The sequence below is a fragment of the Streptococcus sp. HMSC076H09 genome, from assembly GCF_001811765.1.
GTDB classification, from domain to species: Bacteria; Bacillota; Bacilli; order Lactobacillales; family Streptococcaceae; genus Streptococcus; species Streptococcus agalactiae.
In genome coordinates this window covers 489,071-507,163 of record NZ_KV806614.1, presented here as the reverse complement: position 1 = coordinate 507,163, position 18,093 = coordinate 489,071, and the positions used below count along the sequence as shown (strand labels likewise).

Genomic DNA, 18,093 nt, shown 5'->3' with positions numbered 1-18,093 from the left:
TGATAAAAAAGAAAGATAAGGAATAAAATGTTATCAAAAGTAAAATCACGATATATTATCCGTGAGATTATTAAGTTATTTCCAGATGCTAAACCTAGCTTAGACTTTACTAATGTCTTTGAGCTTTTGGTAGCTGTAATGCTATCAGCTCAAACAACTGATGCAGCTGTTAATAAAGTCACTCCCGCCCTTTTTGAACGCTTTCCAAATCCTTTAGTTTTGGCACAAGCTGATCCCAAAGAGATTGAACCCTATATTTCTAAAATTGGGCTTTACCGTAATAAAGCTCGATTCTTAAATCAATGCGCTAAACAATTGATAGAGCATTTTGATGGGAAAGTCCCCCAAACTCGTCAAGAGCTAGAAAGTTTGTCTGGCGTTGGAAGGAAAACGGCTAATGTGGTCATGAGTGTTGGATTTGGTATTCCGGCTTTTGCCGTAGATACTCATGTCACTCGGATTTGTAAACACCACCAGATTTGCAAACAGTCGGCTTCTCCACTAGAAATTGAGAAACGAGTCATGGAGGTTTTACCGCCAGAAGAGTGGCTAGCTGCTCATCAATCCATGATTTATTTTGGTCGTGCAATTTGTCATCCTAAAAATCCAAAATGCGACCAGTACCCACAACTTTATCACTTTCCTGATAATTTAAAGTGATTAGAATAAAAGAGAGTAACTGGTGACGATTATATAAGCGATACTTAAAAACGGTAGAAAAGCTATCGTTTTTTTCATTTTTCTCATAACTAAACAATAAATAATTCCTAACCAAGCACCTATTTGAATAATAAAAAGCATTTGATGAAGAGGTAAAGATAAGCCAATTGTGGCTAAATAAAGGAAATCTCCACTTCCGATATTAATATCAACCACTTCAGCTAAAATCCCAAATAAACATAAAACAATAGAAACTTTTGTAATCGGTGTGAGAATTATCGTTGAAATGGTGAATAATATCCATAGAAAAATAGGATACTCTTGGTATTTTATATCATAATAACTTAAGATAAAACTCATGCATAAAGAAATAAAATAGATGGTAGACATAATCATAAAATCCTTTTTATAGTTTATATTTATATTCGAAAAATGGTAGAAAAGAGATTATGATTTCTATTATAGATAGTCAGCCTAACGTCATAATAACAATTAGCAAGCGGTTGCGGATTTTCTTGAAAATTGAATGGTTTTCTGTTAAAATTCATATATGAAAGTTTTATTCGATGTGCAGAATCTTTTGAAAAAATTTGGTATTTATGTTTATATTGGTAAACGTCTTTATGATATCGAAGTTATGAAGATTGAATTGCAACGTCTCTACGATAATGGTCTGATAAGTAGAGATGACTATTTAAAAGCAGAACTGATTTTAAGAAGAGAGCACAGACTAGAATTGGAGAAGGAAAATAAAAAATGAGTAAGAAATTATTGGGAATTGACCTCGGAGGAACGACCATTAAATTTGGTATCTTGACGCTTGAGGGAGAAGTACAAGAAAAATGGGCAATTGAGACCAATACTTTAGAAAACGGAAGACATATCGTTTCTGATATCGTTGAATCTCTCAAACATCGTTTGAGCCTCTATGGATTAACAAAAGATGACTTTCTCGGTATCGGTATGGGTTCTCCAGGAGCTGTTGATAGAACTAGTAAAACAGTAACAGGTGCTTTTAATCTAAATTGGGCTGATACTCAAGAAGTAGGTTCGGTTATTGAAAAAGAAGTTGGAATTCCATTTTTTATTGATAACGATGCTAATGTTGCAGCACTTGGTGAACGCTGGGTAGGTGCTGGTGCCAATAATCCCGATGTTGTTTTCGTAACCCTCGGAACAGGAGTAGGTGGAGGTGTTATCGCAGATGGTAACCTCATCCATGGTGTTGCAGGAGCAGGTGGAGAAATTGGGCATATGATTGTTGATCCAGAAAATGGATTTACGTGCACATGTGGTAACAAAGGCTGTCTTGAGACAGTTGCATCAGCGACAGGTGTTGTTAGAGTAGCACGTCAACTCGCAGAACAATATGAAGGTTCGTCTGCCATTAAAGCAGCGATTGACAACGGTGATACTGTTACAAGTAAAGATATTTTTATAGCAGCAGAAGATGGGGATAAATTTGCTAATTCTGTTGTTGAACGTGTATCACGTTACCTTGGACTGGCAGCAGCTAATATTTCAAATATTTTAAACCCTGATTCTGTGGTTATTGGTGGCGGTGTCTCAGCAGCAGGTGAATTTTTACGTAGTCGCGTTGAGAAATACTTTGTCACATTTGCTTTCCCACAAGTTAAAAAGTCAACTAAAATTAAGATTGCTGAACTAGGTAATGATGCTGGTATTATTGGTGCAGCAAGCTTAGCCAATCAACAAGCAAGTTAAGGAGATAAGATATGGATATGTCTGTTATTTTAATTATCGTTATTCTTCTGGCTTTTGTTGCTTGGGCATCTTGGAATTATTGGAGGGTTCGTAGGGCAGCTAAATTTTTAGATAACGAGTCTTTTCAAAAAGAAATGTCACGAGGACAGTTAATTGATATCCGAGAAGCTGGTGCTTTTCATAGAAAGCATATTCTCGGAGCACGTAACATTCCAGCAAGTCAATTTAAAGTTGCCTTATCGGCTTTACGCAAAGATAAACCTGTCCTCTTATATGACGCAAGCCGTGGTCAGTCTATTCCAAGGATTGTTTTGTTACTCAGAAAAGAAGGTTTTAATCAACTTTACGTGTTAAAGGACGGTTTCAATTACTGGACGGGTAGAGTTAAGTAATATACTAAGGAGAGAGTTACTATTAATAACTCTCTTCTCTTTTTGTAGAAATGAATTAAATTGAAAAAAGTAGAAAATAAATGACATAAATAATGAAATGATGAAAAGTTTTCCTATCACAAATAGGCAGTTAATATGAAAACATTTACACTTGTGTAAATTCTGTTTTTTAAGAAAAATTGTGTTATAATTCATAAGTTAACAGAATTACATTATAAAATAGAGGAAAACATGACAAATTTAAGAACAGATATCCGTAACGTTGCGATCATTGCCCACGTTGACCACGGTAAAACAACTCTCGTTGATGAATTATTAAAACAATCACATACTCTTGATGAGCGTAAAGAGCTTGAAGAACGTGCAATGGATTCAAATGATATCGAGAAAGAACGTGGTATCACCATTCTTGCAAAAAATACAGCCGTAGCATACAACGATGTTCGTATCAATATTATGGACACACCTGGTCACGCGGACTTTGGTGGTGAAGTTGAGCGTATTATGAAAATGGTTGATGGTGTTGTTTTAGTCGTTGATGCTTACGAAGGAACAATGCCACAAACACGTTTTGTTTTGAAGAAAGCTCTTGAACAAAACTTAATTCCAATCGTTGTTGTAAATAAAATTGATAAGCCATCAGCTCGTCCATCAGAGGTTGTTGATGAAGTTCTTGAACTCTTCATTGAGCTCGGTGCTGATGATGACCAACTAGATTTCCCTGTTGTTTATGCTTCAGCCATCAATGGAACATCTTCAATGTCAGATGATCCTTCAGTTCAAGAAAAAACAATGGCACCGATTTTTGATACTATCATTGATCACATTCCAGCCCCAGTTGACAACTCGGAAGAACCACTTCAATTCCAAGTTTCTCTTCTTGATTACAATGATTTTGTAGGACGTATTGGTATTGGACGTGTTTTCCGCGGGACTGTCAAAGTTGGAGATCAAGTTACTCTTTCAAAACTTGATGGTACAACTAAAAACTTCCGCGTAACAAAACTTTTTGGTTTCTTTGGACTTGAACGTAAAGAAATCCAAGAGGCTAAAGCGGGTGATTTAATCGCTGTTTCTGGTATGGAAGATATCTTCGTTGGTGAGACAGTAACTCCGACAGATGATATTGAACCACTACCAGTTTTACGTATTGACGAGCCAACACTTCAAATGACTTTCTTGGTGAATAATTCACCATTTGCAGGTCGCGAAGGTAAATGGATTACGTCACGTAAGGTTGAAGAACGTCTTTTAGCAGAATTACAAACAGACGTTTCTTTGCGTGTTGACCCAACAGATTCGCCAGATAAATGGACGGTTTCAGGGCGTGGAGAATTACATTTATCTATCCTCATTGAAACAATGCGTCGTGAGGGATATGAACTTCAAGTATCACGTCCAGAAGTTATCATCAAAGAAATTGATGGTGTTCAATGCGAGCCGTTTGAGCGTGTTCAAATTGATACTCCAGAAGAATATCAGGGTGCTATTATCCAAAGTTTGTCAGAGCGTAAAGGTGATATGCTTGATATGCAGATGGTTGGTAATGGTCAAACGCGTTTGATTTTCTTGATTCCTGCACGTGGTTTGATTGGTTATTCAACAGAGTTTCTTTCAATGACACGTGGATATGGTATCATGAATCATACTTTTGACCAGTATCTACCGGTTGTTCAAGGAGAAATTGGTGGTCGTCATCGTGGTGTCTTGGTTTCTATTGAAAATGGTAAAGCAACTACATATTCAATTATGCGTATTGAAGAACGTGGGACTATCTTTGTAAATCCAGGTACAGAAGTTTATGAAGGAATGATTGTTGGTGAGAATTCTCGTGATAATGATCTCGGAGTCAATATTACAACTGCTAAACAAATGACAAATGTCCGTTCAGCAACTAAAGATCAAACTGCAGTCATCAAGACGCCTCGTATCCTTACTTTAGAAGAGTCACTTGAATTTTTAGCAGATGATGAGTACATGGAAGTAACTCCTGAGTCTATTCGTCTTCGTAAACAAATTTTAAATAAAGCAGCACGTGACAAAGCTAATAAAAAGAAAAAATCAGCTGAATAATATCCAAAGTATTTCTTATTTATGATTAATAAGAAAGGAGTTCTATGTTTTACTTAATTGTTGCCCTTTTGATTGCCTTATATTACTTTTTTATGGCACCAAAAACAGTACGTAATACTTTGAACGCTATTGGTTTAGTAGGTTTGGTAGCCTTATTACTTGTCTTGGCAGTTATGAGTTTTATTAAAATCCTTCAATTGCCAGGTGAATTGTATATTGGGCTTATAATGATTCCTCTAGGATATACAGCATTTAAAGAAACATTGAATTTGTCAGAAAAGAAGAAATAGCTTATGAACTTAGGATTTTGTCTCCTAAGTTCTTTTGTTTTGAGAAATTAGAGACATATCCTTTACCTTGAAAAAGCCACTGATTAAAGGTAAAATAATAGGGATAATAATGATAGAATGGGACGAGTAATGAAAACAATAACAACATTTGAAAATAAAAAAGTTTTAGTCCTTGGTTTAGCACGATCTGGAGAAGCCGCTGCACGTTTGTTAGCTAAGTTAGGAGCAATAGTGACAGTTAATGATGGCAAACCATTTGATGAAAATCCAACAGCACAGTCTTTGTTGGAAGAGGGTATTAAAGTGGTTTGTGGTAGTCATCCTTTAGAATTGTTAGATGAGGATTTTTGTTACATGATTAAAAATCCAGGAATACCTTATAACAATCCTATGGTCAAAAAAGCATTAGAAAAACAAATCCCTGTTTTGACTGAAGTGGAATTAGCATACTTAGTTTCAGAATCTCAGCTAATAGGTATTACAGGCTCTAACGGGAAAACGACAACGACAACGATGATTGCAGAAGTCTTAAATGCTGGAGGTCAGAGAGGTTTGTTAGCTGGGAATATCGGCTTTCCTGCTAGTGAAGTTGTTCAGGCTGCGGATGATAAAGATATTCTAGTTATGGAATTATCAAGTTTTCAGCTAATGGGAGTTAAGGAATTTCGTCCTCATATTGCAGTAATTACTAATTTAATGCCAACTCATTTAGATTATCATGGGTCTTTTGAAGATTATGTTGCTGCAAAATGGAATATCCAAAATCAAATGTCTTCATCTGATTTTTTGGTACTTAATTTTAATCAAGGTATTTCTAAAGAGTTAGCTAAAACTACTAAAGCAACAATCGTTCCTTTCTCTACTACGGAAAAAGTTGATGGTGCTTACGTACAAGACAAGCAACTTTTCTATAAAGGGGAGAATATTATGTTAGTAGATGACATTGGTGTCCCAGGAAGCCATAACGTAGAGAATGCTCTAGCAACTATTGCGGTTGCTAAACTAGCTGGTATCAGTAATCAAGTTATTAGAGAAACTTTAAGCAATTTTGGAGGTGTTAAACACCGCTTGCAATCACTCGGTAAGGTTCATGGTATTAGTTTCTATAACGACAGCAAGTCAACTAATATATTGGCAACTCAAAAAGCATTATCTGGCTTTGATAATACTAAAGTTATCCTAATTGCAGGAGGTCTTGATCGCGGTAATGAGTTTGATGAATTGATACCAGATATCACTGGACTTAAACATATGGTTGTTTTAGGGGAATCGGCATCTCGAGTAAAACGTGCTGCACAAAAAGCAGGAGTAACTTATAGCGATGCTTTAGATGTTAGAGATGCGGTACATAAAGCTTATGAGGTGGCACAACAGGGCGATGTTATCTTGCTAAGTCCTGCAAATGCATCATGGGACATGTATAAGAATTTCGAAGTCCGTGGTGATGAATTCATTGATACTTTCGAAAGTCTTAGAGGAGAGTAACTATGGGGAAAAAAATTGTTTTTACAGGTGGTGGTACGGTAGGTCATGTAACACTAAACCTAATATTAATCCCCAAATTTATCAAAGATGGTTGGGAAGTACATTATATTGGTGATAAAAATGGCATAGAACATGAACAAATTAATCAGTCTGGACTTGATATCACATTTCACTCTATAGCTACTGGGAAACTACGTCGCTATTTTTCATGGCAAAATATGTTAGATGTCTTTAAAGTAGGGGTTGGCGTTCTTCAATCGATTGCTATTATTGCTAAACTTAGACCCCAAGCCTTATTTTCAAAAGGGGGATTTGTTTCAGTACCTCCTGTAGTAGCTGCACGCCTATTAAAAGTTCCTGTTTTTGTTCATGAATCAGATTTATCAATGGGGTTAGCAAATAAGATTGCTTATAAATTTGCGACTATTATGTATACGACTTTTGAACAATCTAAAGATTTAATCAAAACTAAGCATATTGGTGCTGTAACAAAAGTCATGGATTGTAAAAAGTCGTTTGAAAATACTGACTTAACTAGTATAAAAGAAGCCTTCGATCCAAACCTAAAGACCTTACTATTTATTGGAGGATCAGCAGGTGCAAAAGTATTCAATGATTTTATTACTCAAACACCTGAGCTGGAAGAAAAATATAATGTTATCAATATTTCAGGCGATTCTTCTCTCAATCGATTGAAGAAGAACCTTTATCGCGTGGATTATGTTACAGACCTTTATCAGCCTTTAATGAATTTAGCAGATGTGGTTGTTACACGAGGTGGCTCTAATACTATTTTTGAATTAGTAGCTATGAAAAAACTTCATCTTATTATCCCTCTTGGACGTGAAGCGAGCCGAGGTGACCAATTAGAGAATGCTGCTTATTTTGAAGAAAAGGGCTACGCATTGCAGTTACCAGAATCTGAATTAAACATAAATACACTTGAGAAACAGATAAATTTATTAATTTCTAACAGTGAGAGTTACGAAAAAAACATGTCACAATCATCTGAAATAAAATCTCAAGATGAATTTTATCAATTATTAATTGATGATATGGCAAAAGTAACAAAAGGATAAAACATGCCTAAGAAGAAATCAGATACCCCAGAAAAAGAAGAAGTTGTCTTAACGGAATGGCAAAAGCGTAACCTTGAATTTTTAAAAAAACGCAAAGAAGATGAAGAAGAACAAAAACGTATTAACGAAAAATTACGCTTAGATAAAAGAAGTAAATTAAATATTTCTTCTCCTGAAGAACCTCAAAATACTACTAAAATTAAGAAGCTTCATTTTCCAAAGATTTCAAAACCTAAGATTGAAAAGAAACAGAAAAAAGAAAAAATAGTCAACAGCTTAGCCAAAACTAATCGCATTAGAACTGCACCTATATTTGTAGTAGCATTCCTAGTCATTTTAGTTTCCGTTTTCCTACTAACTCCTTTTAGTAAGCAAAAAACAATAACAGTTAGTGGAAATCAGCATACACCTGATGATATTTTGATAGAAAAAACGAATATTCAAAAAAACGATTATTTCTTTTCTTTAATTTTTAAACATAAAGCTATTGAACAACGTTTAGCTGCAGAAGATGTATGGGTAAAAACAGCTCAGATGACTTATCAATTTCCCAATAAGTTTCATATTCAAGTTCAAGAAAATAAGATTATTGCATATGCACATACAAAGCAAGGATATCAGCCTGTCTTGGAAACTGGAAAAAAGGCTGATCCTGTAAATAGTTCAGAGCTACCAAAGCACTTCTTAACAATTAACCTTGATAAGGAAGATAGTATTAAGCTATTAATTAAAGATTTAAAGGCTTTAGACCCTGATTTAATAAGTGAGATTCAGGTGATAAGTTTAGCTGATTCTAAAACGACACCTGACCTCCTGCTGTTAGATATGCATGATGGAAATAGTATTAGAATACCATTATCTAAATTTAAAGAAAGACTTCCTTTTTACAAACAAATTAAGAAGAACCTTAAGGAACCTTCTATTGTTGATATGGAAGTGGGAGTTTACACAACAACAAGTACTATTGAATCAACCCCTGTGAAAGCGGAAGATACAAAAAATAAATCAACTGATAAAACACAAACACAAAATGGTCAGGTTGCGGAAAATAGTCAAGGACAAACAAATAACTCAAATACTAATCAACAAGGACAACAGATAGCAACAGAGCAGGCACCCAACCCTCAAAATGTTAATTAGCGATAAAAAAAGACTGGATTTATCAGTCTTTTTTATACATATCAAGTCAGTCATAGATTGCTAGTAAAAATTGATTTCTTGAAAAAAATTTAAGTTTGTTATAAGTTGCGAATGGTTTAAATAAGTTAGAAATATTTCAATTTGATGTTGCTTAATAAAAAAACGTAATTTGGTAACAATTCTGCTTTTTTTATGGTATAATATTTTCTGAATAATTCTGTTTTTGGCAGATGTAGAATAGAAAAGAATGGAAAGATAGCGAGGTCGAGTGAATGGCTAGAAATGGCTTTTTTACTGGTTTGGATATAGGAACAAGCTCGATTAAAGTTTTAGTTGCAGAATTTATTGCAAATGAAATGAATGTAATTGGGGTTAGCAACGTCCCTAGTTCCGGTGTAAAAGATGGTATAATTATTGATATTGAGGCAGCAGCAACTGCAATCAAAGAGGCGGTAAAACAAGCTGAGGAGAAAGCAGGCATCACCATTGACAAAATCAATGTTGGATTACCAGCAAATCTTCTCCAAATTGAACCAACTCAAGGAATGATTCCTGTTCCCAATGAATCAAAAGAAATTAAGGATGAAGATGTCGAAAGTGTTGTTAAATCAGCATTGACTAAAAGCATTACTCCTGAAAGAGAAGTTATTTCATTGATTCCGCTTGAATTCATTGTAGATGGTTTCCAAGGGATTAGAGACCCTAGAGGGATGATGGGGATTCGCCTTGAGATGCGTGGTCTTATCTATACTGGACCAACAACTATCCTTCATAATCTTCGTAAAACTGTTGAACGAGCAGGTATAAAAGTAGAGCATGTTGTGATTGCCCCTCTAGCCTTAGCAAAATCAGTTCTAAACGAAGGTGAACGTGAGTTTGGTGCAACTGTGATTGATATGGGAGGCGGACAAACAACAGTCGCTTCTATGCGTAATCAAGAATTGCAATATACTAATATTTATTCTGAAGGTAGCGATTATGTCACCAAAGATATTTCTAAAGTGTTACGTACAACAGTAGAAATCGCCGAAGCATTGAAATTCAACTTTGGACAAGCTAATGTTGAAGAAGCAAGTACTTCTGATACAGTTCAAGTTAATGTTGTTGGTAACGAGGAACCTGTTGAAATTACAGAAAGCTATCTTTCGCAAATTATTTCAGGACGTATTCGTCAAATTTTAGAACATGTCAAACAAGACTTGGGTAGAGGTCGTTTACTTGATTTACCTGGTGGTATTATTCTTGTTGGAGGTGGTGCAATTATGCCAGGAGTTGTCGAGGTTGCTCAACAAATTTTTGGAACTAGAGTTAAATTGCACGTTCCAAACCAAGTAGGTATTCGCAATCCAATGTTCGCTAATGTTATTAGTATCGTTGATTATGTAGGAATGATGTCAGAAGTTGACATTATCGCACAACATGCTGTAACTGGCGACGAAATGCTAAGACATAAACCAGTCGACTTTGATTATAAAGAAAAAACAAATACAATGTCGACAATGCCTTATTCTGAGCCGTTAGCCTCTTCTATGGAAGATTCTAATTTAGAACCAATCCGAGCAAGAGAAAACGCTCAAGAGCCTACTGAGCCTAAAGCTAATATTGGTGAGCGCATCAGAGGAATTTTTGGAAGTATGTTTGACTAAAACAATAAGTGAGGAATAAAAATGGTATTTTCATTTGATACAGCATCAGTACAAGGTGCAGTTATTAAAGTTATTGGTGTTGGAGGCGGTGGCGGTAACGCTATTAACCGCATGATTGACGAAGGTGTCGCTGGCGTTGAGTTTATTGCAGCAAATACTGATATTCAAGCCTTAAGTAGCTCAAAAGCTGAAACTGTCATTCAACTTGGTCCAAAATTAACTCGCGGACTTGGTGCAGGAGGACAACCTGAAGTTGGTCGTAAAGCAGCTGAAGAAAGTGAAGAAGTTTTAACAGAAGCACTTACTGGCGCTGATATGGTATTTATCACAGCAGGTATGGGGGGCGGATCTGGTACAGGTGCGGCTCCAGTTATTGCACGTATTGCAAAGAGTTTAGGAGCACTTACAGTAGCGGTTATCACACGTCCTTTTGGCTTTGAGGGTAATAAACGTTCTAACTTCGCTATCGAAGGTATTCAAGAATTAAGAGAACAAGTTGATACACTGCTTATCATTTCAAATAATAATCTTCTTGAAATTGTAGATAAGAAGACACCATTGCTTGAAGCTCTTAGTGAAGCAGATAATGTTTTACGTCAAGGTGTTCAAGGTATTACAGATTTGATTACTAACCCAGGTTTAATTAACCTTGACTTTGCAGATGTTAAAACAGTTATGGCAAATAAAGGTAATGCACTGATGGGAATTGGTATCGGTTCTGGTGAGGAACGTATTACTGAAGCTGCTCGAAAAGCAATTTATTCACCACTTCTTGAAACAACGATTGATGGAGCAGAAGACGTTATTGTCAATGTTACCGGCGGTATGGATATGACACTTACTGAAGCAGAGGAAGCATCAGAGATTGTTAGCCAAGCAGCAGGTAAAGGTGTCAATATTTGGTTAGGCACTTCAATTGACATGGATATGAAAGACGAAATCCGCGTAACAGTTGTTGCAACAGGTGTGCGTAAAGATAAAACTAATCAAGTATCTGGTTTTACAACATCAGCTCCAACTAATCAAGCACCTTCAGAACGTCAAAGTACTTCAAATTCAAACTTTGATCGTCGTGGCAACTTTGATATGACAGAGTCTCGCGAAATGCCAACTCAACAAAATCAGCCTCATGCACAAAATCAGCAACAAAGTTCTGCTTTTGGTAATTGGGACCTTCGTCGTGATAATATTTCACGTCCGACAGAAGGTGAACTTGATAGCAAGTTGTCTATGTCAACGTTTTCAGAAAATGATGATATGGATGATGAACTTGAAACACCTCCATTCTTTAAAAACCGTTAATTAAAATGATGAATTTACAAGAAAATAAAACAGCGATTTTTGACAATGTTAGTAAATTAGCACTAAAAGCAGGTCGCGCTCCTGAATCAGTTCATATCGTAGCTGTAACAAAATATGTTAACTGTCAAACAACAGAAGCGCTTATTAGAACAGGTGTTAATCATATCGGTGAAAATCGTGTTGATAAATTTCTTGAAAAATATCAAGCATTAAAAGATGAAAAGCTTACATGGCATCTCATTGGTAGTTTACAACGTCGAAAAGTTAAAGATGTCATTAATTATGTTGATTATTTTCATGCTTTAGATTCTGTTAAGTTAGCAGCTGAGATTCAAAAACGTGCTCAAAAACCAGTTAAATGTTTTCTACAAGTTAATATATCACGAGAAGACAGTAAGCATGGTTTTACTATTGAGCAAATAGATGATGCACTGAACTTAATTTCTCGGTACGATAAAATTGAACTTATCGGCATCATGACTATGGCTCCCTTAAAAGCAACTAAAGAGGAAATATCATCAATTTTTGAAGAGACTGAGAGTCTTAGGAAAAGGCTTCAAGCTAGGAACATAGAACGAATGCCGTTTACAGAATTAAGCATGGGCATGAGTAGAGATTATGATATTGCTATTCAAAATGGATCAACATTTGTAAGGATAGGAACTTCATTCTTTAAATAATGGAGGGGAATATGGCATTAAAAGATAGATTTGACAAAATTATTTCTTATTTTGACACTGACGATGTAAGTGAAAATGAAGTACACGAAGTACAAGAGAGAACTTCAGTGCAAAGAGATTCCAGAGCAGCTACAGCACAGGAAGCTTCTCAGCGTAGTCATATGACTAACTCCGCAGAGGAAGAGATGATTGGTAGTCGTCCGAGAACTTCTACCTATAATCCTAATCGTCAGGAGAGACAAAGGGTACAGAGAGACAATGCTTATCAGCAAGCTACTCCTAGGATTCAAAATAAAGACTCAGTTCGACAACAGAGAGAACAAGTAACAATTGCTCTGAAGTATCCCCGTAAGTATGAGGATGCACAAGAAATTGTTGATTTACTTATCGTTAATGAATGTGTCTTGATTGATTTTCAATATATGCTTGATGCGCAAGCACGACGTTGCTTGGATTATATTGATGGTGCAAGTAGAGTATTATATGGTTCATTACAAAAGGTTGGGAGTTCAATGTTTCTATTAACACCAGCCAATGTTATGGTCGATATTGAGGAGATGAATATTCCAAAGACTGGTCAAGAGACGAGTTTTGATTTTGATATGAAGAGACGATAAATATGATATTAGTACTATTAATATTATTAAAAACAATTAGGGTCTATTCTTATATCTTACTAGTCTATGCCTTGTTATCTTGGTTTCCGGGAGCATACGATTCATGGATTGGTAGACTAGTGGTACAGATTGTTGATCCGATTATTCGCCCACTCAGAAGATTTAATCTACAATTTTTAGGTCTAGATTTTACAGTAATAGTAGCATTCTTTTTACTAAATATGTTGAGTAGATTTTTAATCTTGCTTTTTACATAAGATGACGTTAGATGATATTTATCAGCATTTTCGACCAGAAGAGTATGCGTTTATCAATAAAATAGACCATTTAGCTCAATATGTCGAAAACACCTATTCGTTTATTACCACTGAATTTCTAAATCCTAGGGAATTTAAAATACTCGAAAGTGTTCTAGAGAGGCGAGGTAGTCATTATTACACTTCTGGTCAGTATTTTCAAACAGAATATGTTAAAGTAATAATAGCACCGGAATACTATCAGTTAGATATGGTTGATTTTAACCTTAGCCTAATTGAAATAAAGTATAATGCTAAATTTAATCACCTTACCCATGCTAAAATTATGGGAACTTTACTGAATTACTTAGGTGTAAAACGATCAATTTTAGGGGATATCCTAGTTGAAGAAGGCTGTGCTCAGGTTTTGGTCGATAGTCAAATGACAAATCACCTTGTTCATTCAGTTACAAAAATTGGAACTGCTAGTGTACAATTAGCTGAAGTTCCCTTGTCCAAACTTCTAACTCCCAAACAAGATATTCAAAAACTAACTGTTATTGCTTCCAGTTTACGTCTTGATAAAATTTTAGCAACGATTTTAAAGATTTCACGAACACAGTCGACGAAATTGATTGAGGCAGATAAAGTCAAGGTCAATTATGCAATCGTCAATCGAGTTTCTGAACAATTAGTAGAGGGGGATTTGATTAGTGTTAGAGGATATGGTCGATTTACGTTGAACCATAACCTAGGGTTAACTAAAAATCAAAAATATAAGTTAGAAGTAGACAAAATGATACATAACTAAGGAGAAAACATGCCACTTACAGCACTTGAAATTAAAGATAAAACATTTTCATCAAAATTTCGCGGTTATAGCGAAGAAGAAGTTAATGAATTTTTAGAGATTGTTGTTGACGATTACGAAGACTTGATTAGACGTAATCGTGAGCAAGAGCAATACATTAAAGATTTAGAAGAGAAAATCGCTTACTTCAACGAAATGAAGGAATCGTTAAGTCAATCAGTTATTTTAGCTCAAGAAACTGCTGAACGTGTGAAAATTTCAGCACAGGATGAAGCATCTAACCTAATGGGGAAAGCTACATTTGATGCTCAACATTTAATTGATGAGGCTAAATTAAAAGCAAATCAAATCCTTCGTGATGCGACAGATGATGCTAAGCGTGTCGCTATAGAAACAGAAGATTTGAAACGTCAATCACGTGTTTTCCACCAACGCTTACTTTCTGAATTAGAAGGTCAGTTAAAATTAGCTAACTCATCTGCTTGGGAAGAATTGTTGAAACCAACAGCTATTTATCTTCAAAATTCTGATGCTTCTTTCAAAGAAGTTGTTGAAAAAGTTCTTGATGAAGATGATGCTTTACCAGTGGTGGATGACACTGAGTCATTTGATGCTACTCGTCAATTCTCACCAGATGAAATGGAAGAATTACAGCGTCGTGTTGAAGAAAGTAACAAACAACTTGAAGAGTCAGGTTTATTAGATACTAATAATTTCCAAATGGAAGAACCGATCAATTTAGGTGAAACTCAAACTTTTAAATTAAATATTGAAGATTAAGAAAAACAAGGTTTTAATATTATATTATCAGCGAGTAGGAGATGGTGAGAGCCCTACAATCCCTAATATTGAAATTATCATTTTCAATCATTCTACCTGAACTATTATTTAAGTAAGGTAGAAGGCTTAACCCACCTTACGGGTTGTTGAGGGAGTAAGAAATAGCTATTTTCTGCTCTGAATTAAGGTGGTACCACGAGCTTTCGTCCTTTATGTGATGAAAGCTTTTTTATTTAGCAATTTAAAAAATTGTGATAACTATTACTATGAGATAAGGAGTTAGTATGAAATTAAAAGAAACCTTGAATTTAGGACAAACAGCTTTTCCAATGCGTGCAGGGCTTCCAAATAAGGAACCTCAATGGCAAGAAGCATGGGATCAAGCTGATATTTATAAAAAACGTCAAGCATTGAATGAAGGAAAACCAGCCTTTCACCTTCATGACGGACCTCCCTATGCTAATGGGAATATTCATGTAGGACATGCACTAAATAAAATTTCTAAAGACATTATTGTACGTTCAAAATCAATGTCAGGTTTTCGAGCTCCTTATGTGCCTGGTTGGGATACTCATGGACTCCCAATTGAGCAAGTATTAGCTAAAAAAGGGGTTAAACGTAAAGAAATGGACCTGGCTGAATACCTTGAAATGTGTCGTGATTATGCTCTCAGCCAAGTTGACAAACAACGTGATGATTTTAAACGTCTGGGCGTTTCTGCTGATTGGGAAAATCCTTATATTACACTGACACCAGATTATGAAGCAGATCAAGTACGTGTTTTCGGTGCTATGGCAGATAAAGGATATATCTATCGTGGTGCTAAACCAGTGTATTGGTCATGGTCATCAGAGTCTGCCCTTGCTGAGGCTGAAATCGAATATCATGATATTGATTCGACATCACTCTACTATGCCAATAAAGTTAAAGATGGTAAGGGAATTCTTGATACAGATACCTATATCGTCGTTTGGACGACAACACCATTTACTGTAACAGCTTCACGCGGTTTAACAGTAGGACCAGATATGGAGTATGTTGTAGTTGCACCAGTAGGTAGTGAGCGTAAATACCTTCTTGCAGAGGTTCTTGTAGATAGTCTCGCTGCTAAGTTTGGCTGGGAAAACTTTGAAATTGTGACTCATCACACTGGTAAAGAACTTAATCACATTGTTACAGAACATCCATGGGATACAGAAGTAGAAGAGTTGGTTATCCTTGGAGACCATGTTACAACAGATTCTGGTACAGGTATTGTCCACACGGCTCCTGGTTTTGGTGAAGATGACTATAACGTTGGTATTGCTAATGGACTTGATGTTGTAGTTACCGTAGATAGTCGTGGTTTGATGATGGAAAATGCTGGTCCTGATTTTGAAGGTCAATTCTATGACAAAGTGACACCACTTGTAAAAGAAAAATTGGGAGATCTTCTTTTAGCCAGCGAAGTTATCAACCACTCATATCCATTTGACTGGCGTACGAAAAAGCCAATCATTTGGCGTGCGGTTCCACAATGGTTTGCCTCTGTTTCGAAATTCCGTCAAGAAATCCTCGATGAAATTGAAAAGACAAATTTCCAACCTGAGTGGGGTAAAAAACGTCTTTATAACATGATCCGTGACCGTGGCGACTGGGTAATCTCACGTCAACGTGCTTGGGGTGTTCCACTTCCAATTTTTTATGCAGAAGATGGTACAGCTATCATGACAAAAGAAGTGACTGATCACGTTGCAGATTTATTTGCTGAATACGGCTCAATCGTTTGGTGGCAACGTGATGCTAAGGACCTTCTACCAGCAGGTTATACTCATCCAGGTTCACCTAATGGTCTCTTTGAGAAAGAAACAGACATCATGGATGTTTGGTTTGATTCTGGTTCATCATGGAATGGAGTAATGAATGCTCGTGAAAACCTTTCCTATCCAGCAGATCTTTATCTTGAAGGTTCTGATCAATACCGTGGTTGGTTCAACTCATCACTAATTACATCAGTTGCTGTTAATGGTCACGCTCCATACAAAGCAGTCTTATCTCAAGGTTTTGTACTTGATGGTAAAGGTGAGAAAATGTCTAAATCTCTAGGAAATACAATTCTTCCGAGTGATGTTGAAAAACAATTTGGTGCGGAAATCTTGCGTCTGTGGGTAACTTCTGTTGATTCAAGTAATGATGTTCGTATTTCAATGGATATCTTAAAACAAACATCAGAAACTTATCGTAAGATCAGAAATACATTGCGTTTCTTGATTGCAAATACTTCCGATTTTAATCCTAAACAAGATGCAGTAGCCTATGAAAATTTAGGTGCCGTTGATCGTTATATGACTATTAAATTTAATCAAGTTGTGGATACAATCAACAAAGCTTATGCTGCTTATGATTTTATGGCAATTTATAAAGCTGTCGTTAACTTCGTAACAGTTGATCTATCAGCATTTTACCTTGATTTTGCAAAAGATGTGGTTTACATTGAAGCGGCTAACAGTCCAGAACGACGTCGTATGCAAACTGTTTTCTACGATATTTTAGTTAAACTTACAAAACTTTTGACTCCGATTCTACCACATACTGCTGAAGAAATTTGGTCATACCTTGAACATGAGGAGGAGGAATTTGTTCAATTAGCAGAAATGCCTGTTGCACAGACATTCTCTGGTCAAGAAGAAATTCTTGAAGAGTGGTCAGCATTCATGACGTTACGAACACAAGCTCAAAAAGCTCTCGAAGAAGCACGTAACGCTAAAGTCATTGGTAAATCTCTAGAAGCACATTTAACAATTTATGCTAGTCAAGAAGTGAAAACGTTATTAACAGCGTTAAATAGCGATATTGCACTCTTGATGATTGTCTCACAATTAACAATTGCTGATGAAGCAGATAAACCAGCTGACTCAGTATCATTTGAAGGTGTTGCATTTACTGTTGAACACGCTGAAGGTGAAGTCTGCGAACGCTCACGCCGTATTGATCCAACCACAAGGATGCGTTCGTATGGTGTAGCTGTTTGTGATGCTAGTGCAGCAATTATTGAGCAATATTATCCTGAAGCAGTAGCTCAAGGTTTTGAAGCTTAATAAAAATTATTTAACGCTATATTTTGACAAATATCTTGCCAGTTTTAATGGAAGAGATTGGTAAGACATTTGTTTAGTAGTCATCAAAAAAGAAGCCTTG

At 36.0% G+C, this 18,093-nt stretch carries 18 protein-coding genes and 1 pseudogene; 18 read left to right on the top strand and 1 reads right to left on the bottom strand.

What is annotated here, in order from left to right; translation table 11 throughout:
* Positions 1-27: 27 nt before the first annotated feature.
* Positions 28-660 (top strand): endonuclease III, encoded by a 633-nt coding sequence (gene nth, locus HMPREF2818_RS09465; RefSeq protein WP_070508741.1) that lies wholly within the window; start codon positions 28-30, stop codon positions 658-660.
* On the opposite strand, the gene HMPREF2818_RS09460 is transcribed toward nth, so the two are convergent.
* Positions 661-1,056: an A24 family peptidase gene (locus tag HMPREF2818_RS09460; RefSeq protein WP_000606045.1), complete on the bottom strand. Its 396-nt coding sequence runs from the start codon at positions 1,054-1,056 to the stop codon at positions 661-663.
* Between the two features lie 154 nt (positions 1,057-1,210).
* Here HMPREF2818_RS09460 and HMPREF2818_RS09455 point away from each other — a divergent pair, with 154 nt between their 5' ends.
* The 17 genes and pseudogenes from HMPREF2818_RS09455 (at position 1,211) to ileS (ending at position 17,993) form a co-directional block, all read left to right on the top strand.
* Positions 1,211-1,420: a YqgQ family protein gene (locus HMPREF2818_RS09455; RefSeq protein WP_000865866.1), complete on the top strand. Its 210-nt coding sequence runs from the start codon at positions 1,211-1,213 to the stop codon at positions 1,418-1,420.
* Positions 1,417-2,385 carry an ROK family glucokinase gene (locus HMPREF2818_RS09450; protein ID WP_000038547.1) on the top strand — a complete coding sequence of 323 codons (969 nt, stop codon included), beginning with the start codon at positions 1,417-1,419 and terminating at the stop codon, positions 2,383-2,385. Before HMPREF2818_RS09455 ends, HMPREF2818_RS09450 begins: the two co-directional genes overlap by 4 nt.
* 11 nt (positions 2,386-2,396) lie before the next feature.
* Positions 2,397-2,777, top strand: coding sequence for a rhodanese-like domain-containing protein (locus HMPREF2818_RS09445; protein WP_000367664.1), 381 nt, complete (start codon positions 2,397-2,399; stop codon positions 2,775-2,777).
* A gap of 231 nt (positions 2,778-3,008) precedes the next feature.
* Complete coding sequence (gene typA, locus HMPREF2818_RS09440; RefSeq protein WP_070508738.1) at positions 3,009-4,850, top strand: translational GTPase TypA; 1,842 nt, start codon at positions 3,009-3,011, stop codon at positions 4,848-4,850.
* A gap of 44 nt (positions 4,851-4,894) precedes the next feature.
* A complete protein-coding gene (locus tag HMPREF2818_RS09435; RefSeq protein ID WP_000499533.1) occupies positions 4,895-5,140 on the top strand; it encodes a DUF3165 family protein in 246 nt (81 codons plus the stop codon).
* A 129-nt stretch (positions 5,141-5,269) separates the two neighbouring features.
* On the top strand, positions 5,270-6,625 hold the full coding sequence (murD, locus tag HMPREF2818_RS09430; RefSeq protein ID WP_000849675.1) for a UDP-N-acetylmuramoyl-L-alanine--D-glutamate ligase: 1,356 nt from the start codon (positions 5,270-5,272) through the stop codon (positions 6,623-6,625).
* A gap of 2 nt (positions 6,626-6,627) precedes the next feature.
* The gene (locus HMPREF2818_RS09425) at positions 6,628-7,704 is read left to right on the top strand and encodes a UDP-N-acetylglucosamine--N-acetylmuramyl-(pentapeptide) pyrophosphoryl-undecaprenol N-acetylglucosamine transferase (protein WP_000516700.1); all 1,077 of its coding nucleotides are present in this window, start codon (positions 6,628-6,630) and stop codon (positions 7,702-7,704) included.
* 3 nt (positions 7,705-7,707) lie between these two features.
* Positions 7,708-8,844 carry a cell division protein FtsQ/DivIB gene (locus tag HMPREF2818_RS09420; protein ID WP_001124855.1) on the top strand — a complete coding sequence of 379 codons (1,137 nt, stop codon included), beginning with the start codon at positions 7,708-7,710 and terminating at the stop codon, positions 8,842-8,844.
* 272 nt (positions 8,845-9,116) lie between these two features.
* A pseudogene (gene ftsA / locus HMPREF2818_RS09415) lies at positions 9,117-10,310 on the top strand (cell division protein FtsA); the annotation flags it as partial.
* Positions 10,284-10,490, top strand: coding sequence for a cell division protein FtsA C-terminal domain-containing protein (locus tag HMPREF2818_RS10480; protein ID WP_370738808.1), 207 nt, complete (start codon positions 10,284-10,286; stop codon positions 10,488-10,490). The pseudogene ftsA and the gene HMPREF2818_RS10480, both read left to right, overlap by 27 nt.
* A gap of 21 nt (positions 10,491-10,511) precedes the next feature.
* A complete protein-coding gene (gene ftsZ, locus HMPREF2818_RS09410; RefSeq protein WP_000232007.1) occupies positions 10,512-11,792 on the top strand; it encodes a cell division protein FtsZ in 1,281 nt (426 codons plus the stop codon).
* A 5-nt stretch (positions 11,793-11,797) separates the two neighbouring features.
* The gene (locus HMPREF2818_RS09405; protein WP_000981488.1) at positions 11,798-12,472 is read left to right on the top strand and encodes a YggS family pyridoxal phosphate-dependent enzyme; all 675 of its coding nucleotides are present in this window, start codon (positions 11,798-11,800) and stop codon (positions 12,470-12,472) included.
* A gap of 11 nt (positions 12,473-12,483) precedes the next feature.
* The gene (locus HMPREF2818_RS09400) at positions 12,484-13,089 is read left to right on the top strand and encodes a cell division protein SepF (RefSeq protein ID WP_001185362.1); all 606 of its coding nucleotides are present in this window, start codon (positions 12,484-12,486) and stop codon (positions 13,087-13,089) included.
* Positions 13,090-13,091: 2 nt separating this feature from the next.
* Entirely contained in the window at positions 13,092-13,346 is a 255-nt protein-coding gene (locus HMPREF2818_RS09395) for a YggT family protein (protein ID WP_000604719.1), read from the top strand.
* Position 13,347: 1 nt separating this feature from the next.
* Positions 13,348-14,136, top strand: coding sequence for a YlmH family RNA-binding protein (locus HMPREF2818_RS09390; RefSeq protein ID WP_000171115.1), 789 nt, complete (start codon positions 13,348-13,350; stop codon positions 14,134-14,136).
* A gap of 9 nt (positions 14,137-14,145) precedes the next feature.
* Complete coding sequence (locus HMPREF2818_RS09385; RefSeq protein ID WP_001131467.1) at positions 14,146-14,916, top strand: DivIVA domain-containing protein; 771 nt, start codon at positions 14,146-14,148, stop codon at positions 14,914-14,916.
* A 284-nt stretch (positions 14,917-15,200) separates the two neighbouring features.
* Positions 15,201-17,993 (top strand): isoleucine--tRNA ligase, encoded by a 2,793-nt coding sequence (ileS, locus tag HMPREF2818_RS09380; protein WP_000768156.1) that lies wholly within the window; start codon positions 15,201-15,203, stop codon positions 17,991-17,993.
* Positions 17,994-18,093: the final 100 nt, after the last annotated feature.

Excerpts from the sequence above, each read along its gene's own strand:
- typA (WP_070508738.1), top strand. The coding sequence starts at position 3,009 with ATGACAAATTTAAGAACAGATATCCGTAACGTTGCGATCATTGCCCAC.
- HMPREF2818_RS09450 (WP_000038547.1), top strand. The coding sequence starts at position 1,417 with ATGAGTAAGAAATTATTGGGAATTGACCTCGGAGGAACGACCATTAAA.
- HMPREF2818_RS09425 (WP_000516700.1), top strand. The coding sequence starts at position 6,628 with ATGGGGAAAAAAATTGTTTTTACAGGTGGTGGTACGGTAGGTCATGTA.
- HMPREF2818_RS09445 (WP_000367664.1), top strand. The coding sequence starts at position 2,397 with ATGGATATGTCTGTTATTTTAATTATCGTTATTCTTCTGGCTTTTGTT.
- HMPREF2818_RS09385 (WP_001131467.1), top strand. The coding sequence starts at position 14,146 with ATGCCACTTACAGCACTTGAAATTAAAGATAAAACATTTTCATCAAAA.
- HMPREF2818_RS09420 (WP_001124855.1), top strand. The coding sequence starts at position 7,708 with ATGCCTAAGAAGAAATCAGATACCCCAGAAAAAGAAGAAGTTGTCTTA.
- ileS (WP_000768156.1), top strand. The coding sequence starts at position 15,201 with ATGAAATTAAAAGAAACCTTGAATTTAGGACAAACAGCTTTTCCAATG.
- HMPREF2818_RS10480 (WP_370738808.1), top strand. The coding sequence starts at position 10,284 with ATGCTAAGACATAAACCAGTCGACTTTGATTATAAAGAAAAAACAAAT.
- HMPREF2818_RS09455 (WP_000865866.1), top strand. The coding sequence starts at position 1,211 with ATGAAAGTTTTATTCGATGTGCAGAATCTTTTGAAAAAATTTGGTATT.
- nth (WP_070508741.1), top strand. The coding sequence starts at position 28 with ATGTTATCAAAAGTAAAATCACGATATATTATCCGTGAGATTATTAAG.
- ftsZ (WP_000232007.1), top strand. The coding sequence starts at position 10,512 with ATGGTATTTTCATTTGATACAGCATCAGTACAAGGTGCAGTTATTAAA.
- HMPREF2818_RS09395 (WP_000604719.1), top strand. The coding sequence starts at position 13,092 with ATGATATTAGTACTATTAATATTATTAAAAACAATTAGGGTCTATTCT.
- HMPREF2818_RS09460 (WP_000606045.1), bottom strand. The coding sequence starts at position 1,056 with ATGATTATGTCTACCATCTATTTTATTTCTTTATGCATGAGTTTTATC.
- HMPREF2818_RS09435 (WP_000499533.1), top strand. The coding sequence starts at position 4,895 with ATGTTTTACTTAATTGTTGCCCTTTTGATTGCCTTATATTACTTTTTT.
- HMPREF2818_RS09405 (WP_000981488.1), top strand. The coding sequence starts at position 11,798 with ATGATGAATTTACAAGAAAATAAAACAGCGATTTTTGACAATGTTAGT.
- HMPREF2818_RS09400 (WP_001185362.1), top strand. The coding sequence starts at position 12,484 with ATGGCATTAAAAGATAGATTTGACAAAATTATTTCTTATTTTGACACT.
- murD (WP_000849675.1), top strand. The coding sequence starts at position 5,270 with ATGAAAACAATAACAACATTTGAAAATAAAAAAGTTTTAGTCCTTGGT.
- HMPREF2818_RS09390 (WP_000171115.1), top strand. The coding sequence starts at position 13,348 with ATGACGTTAGATGATATTTATCAGCATTTTCGACCAGAAGAGTATGCG.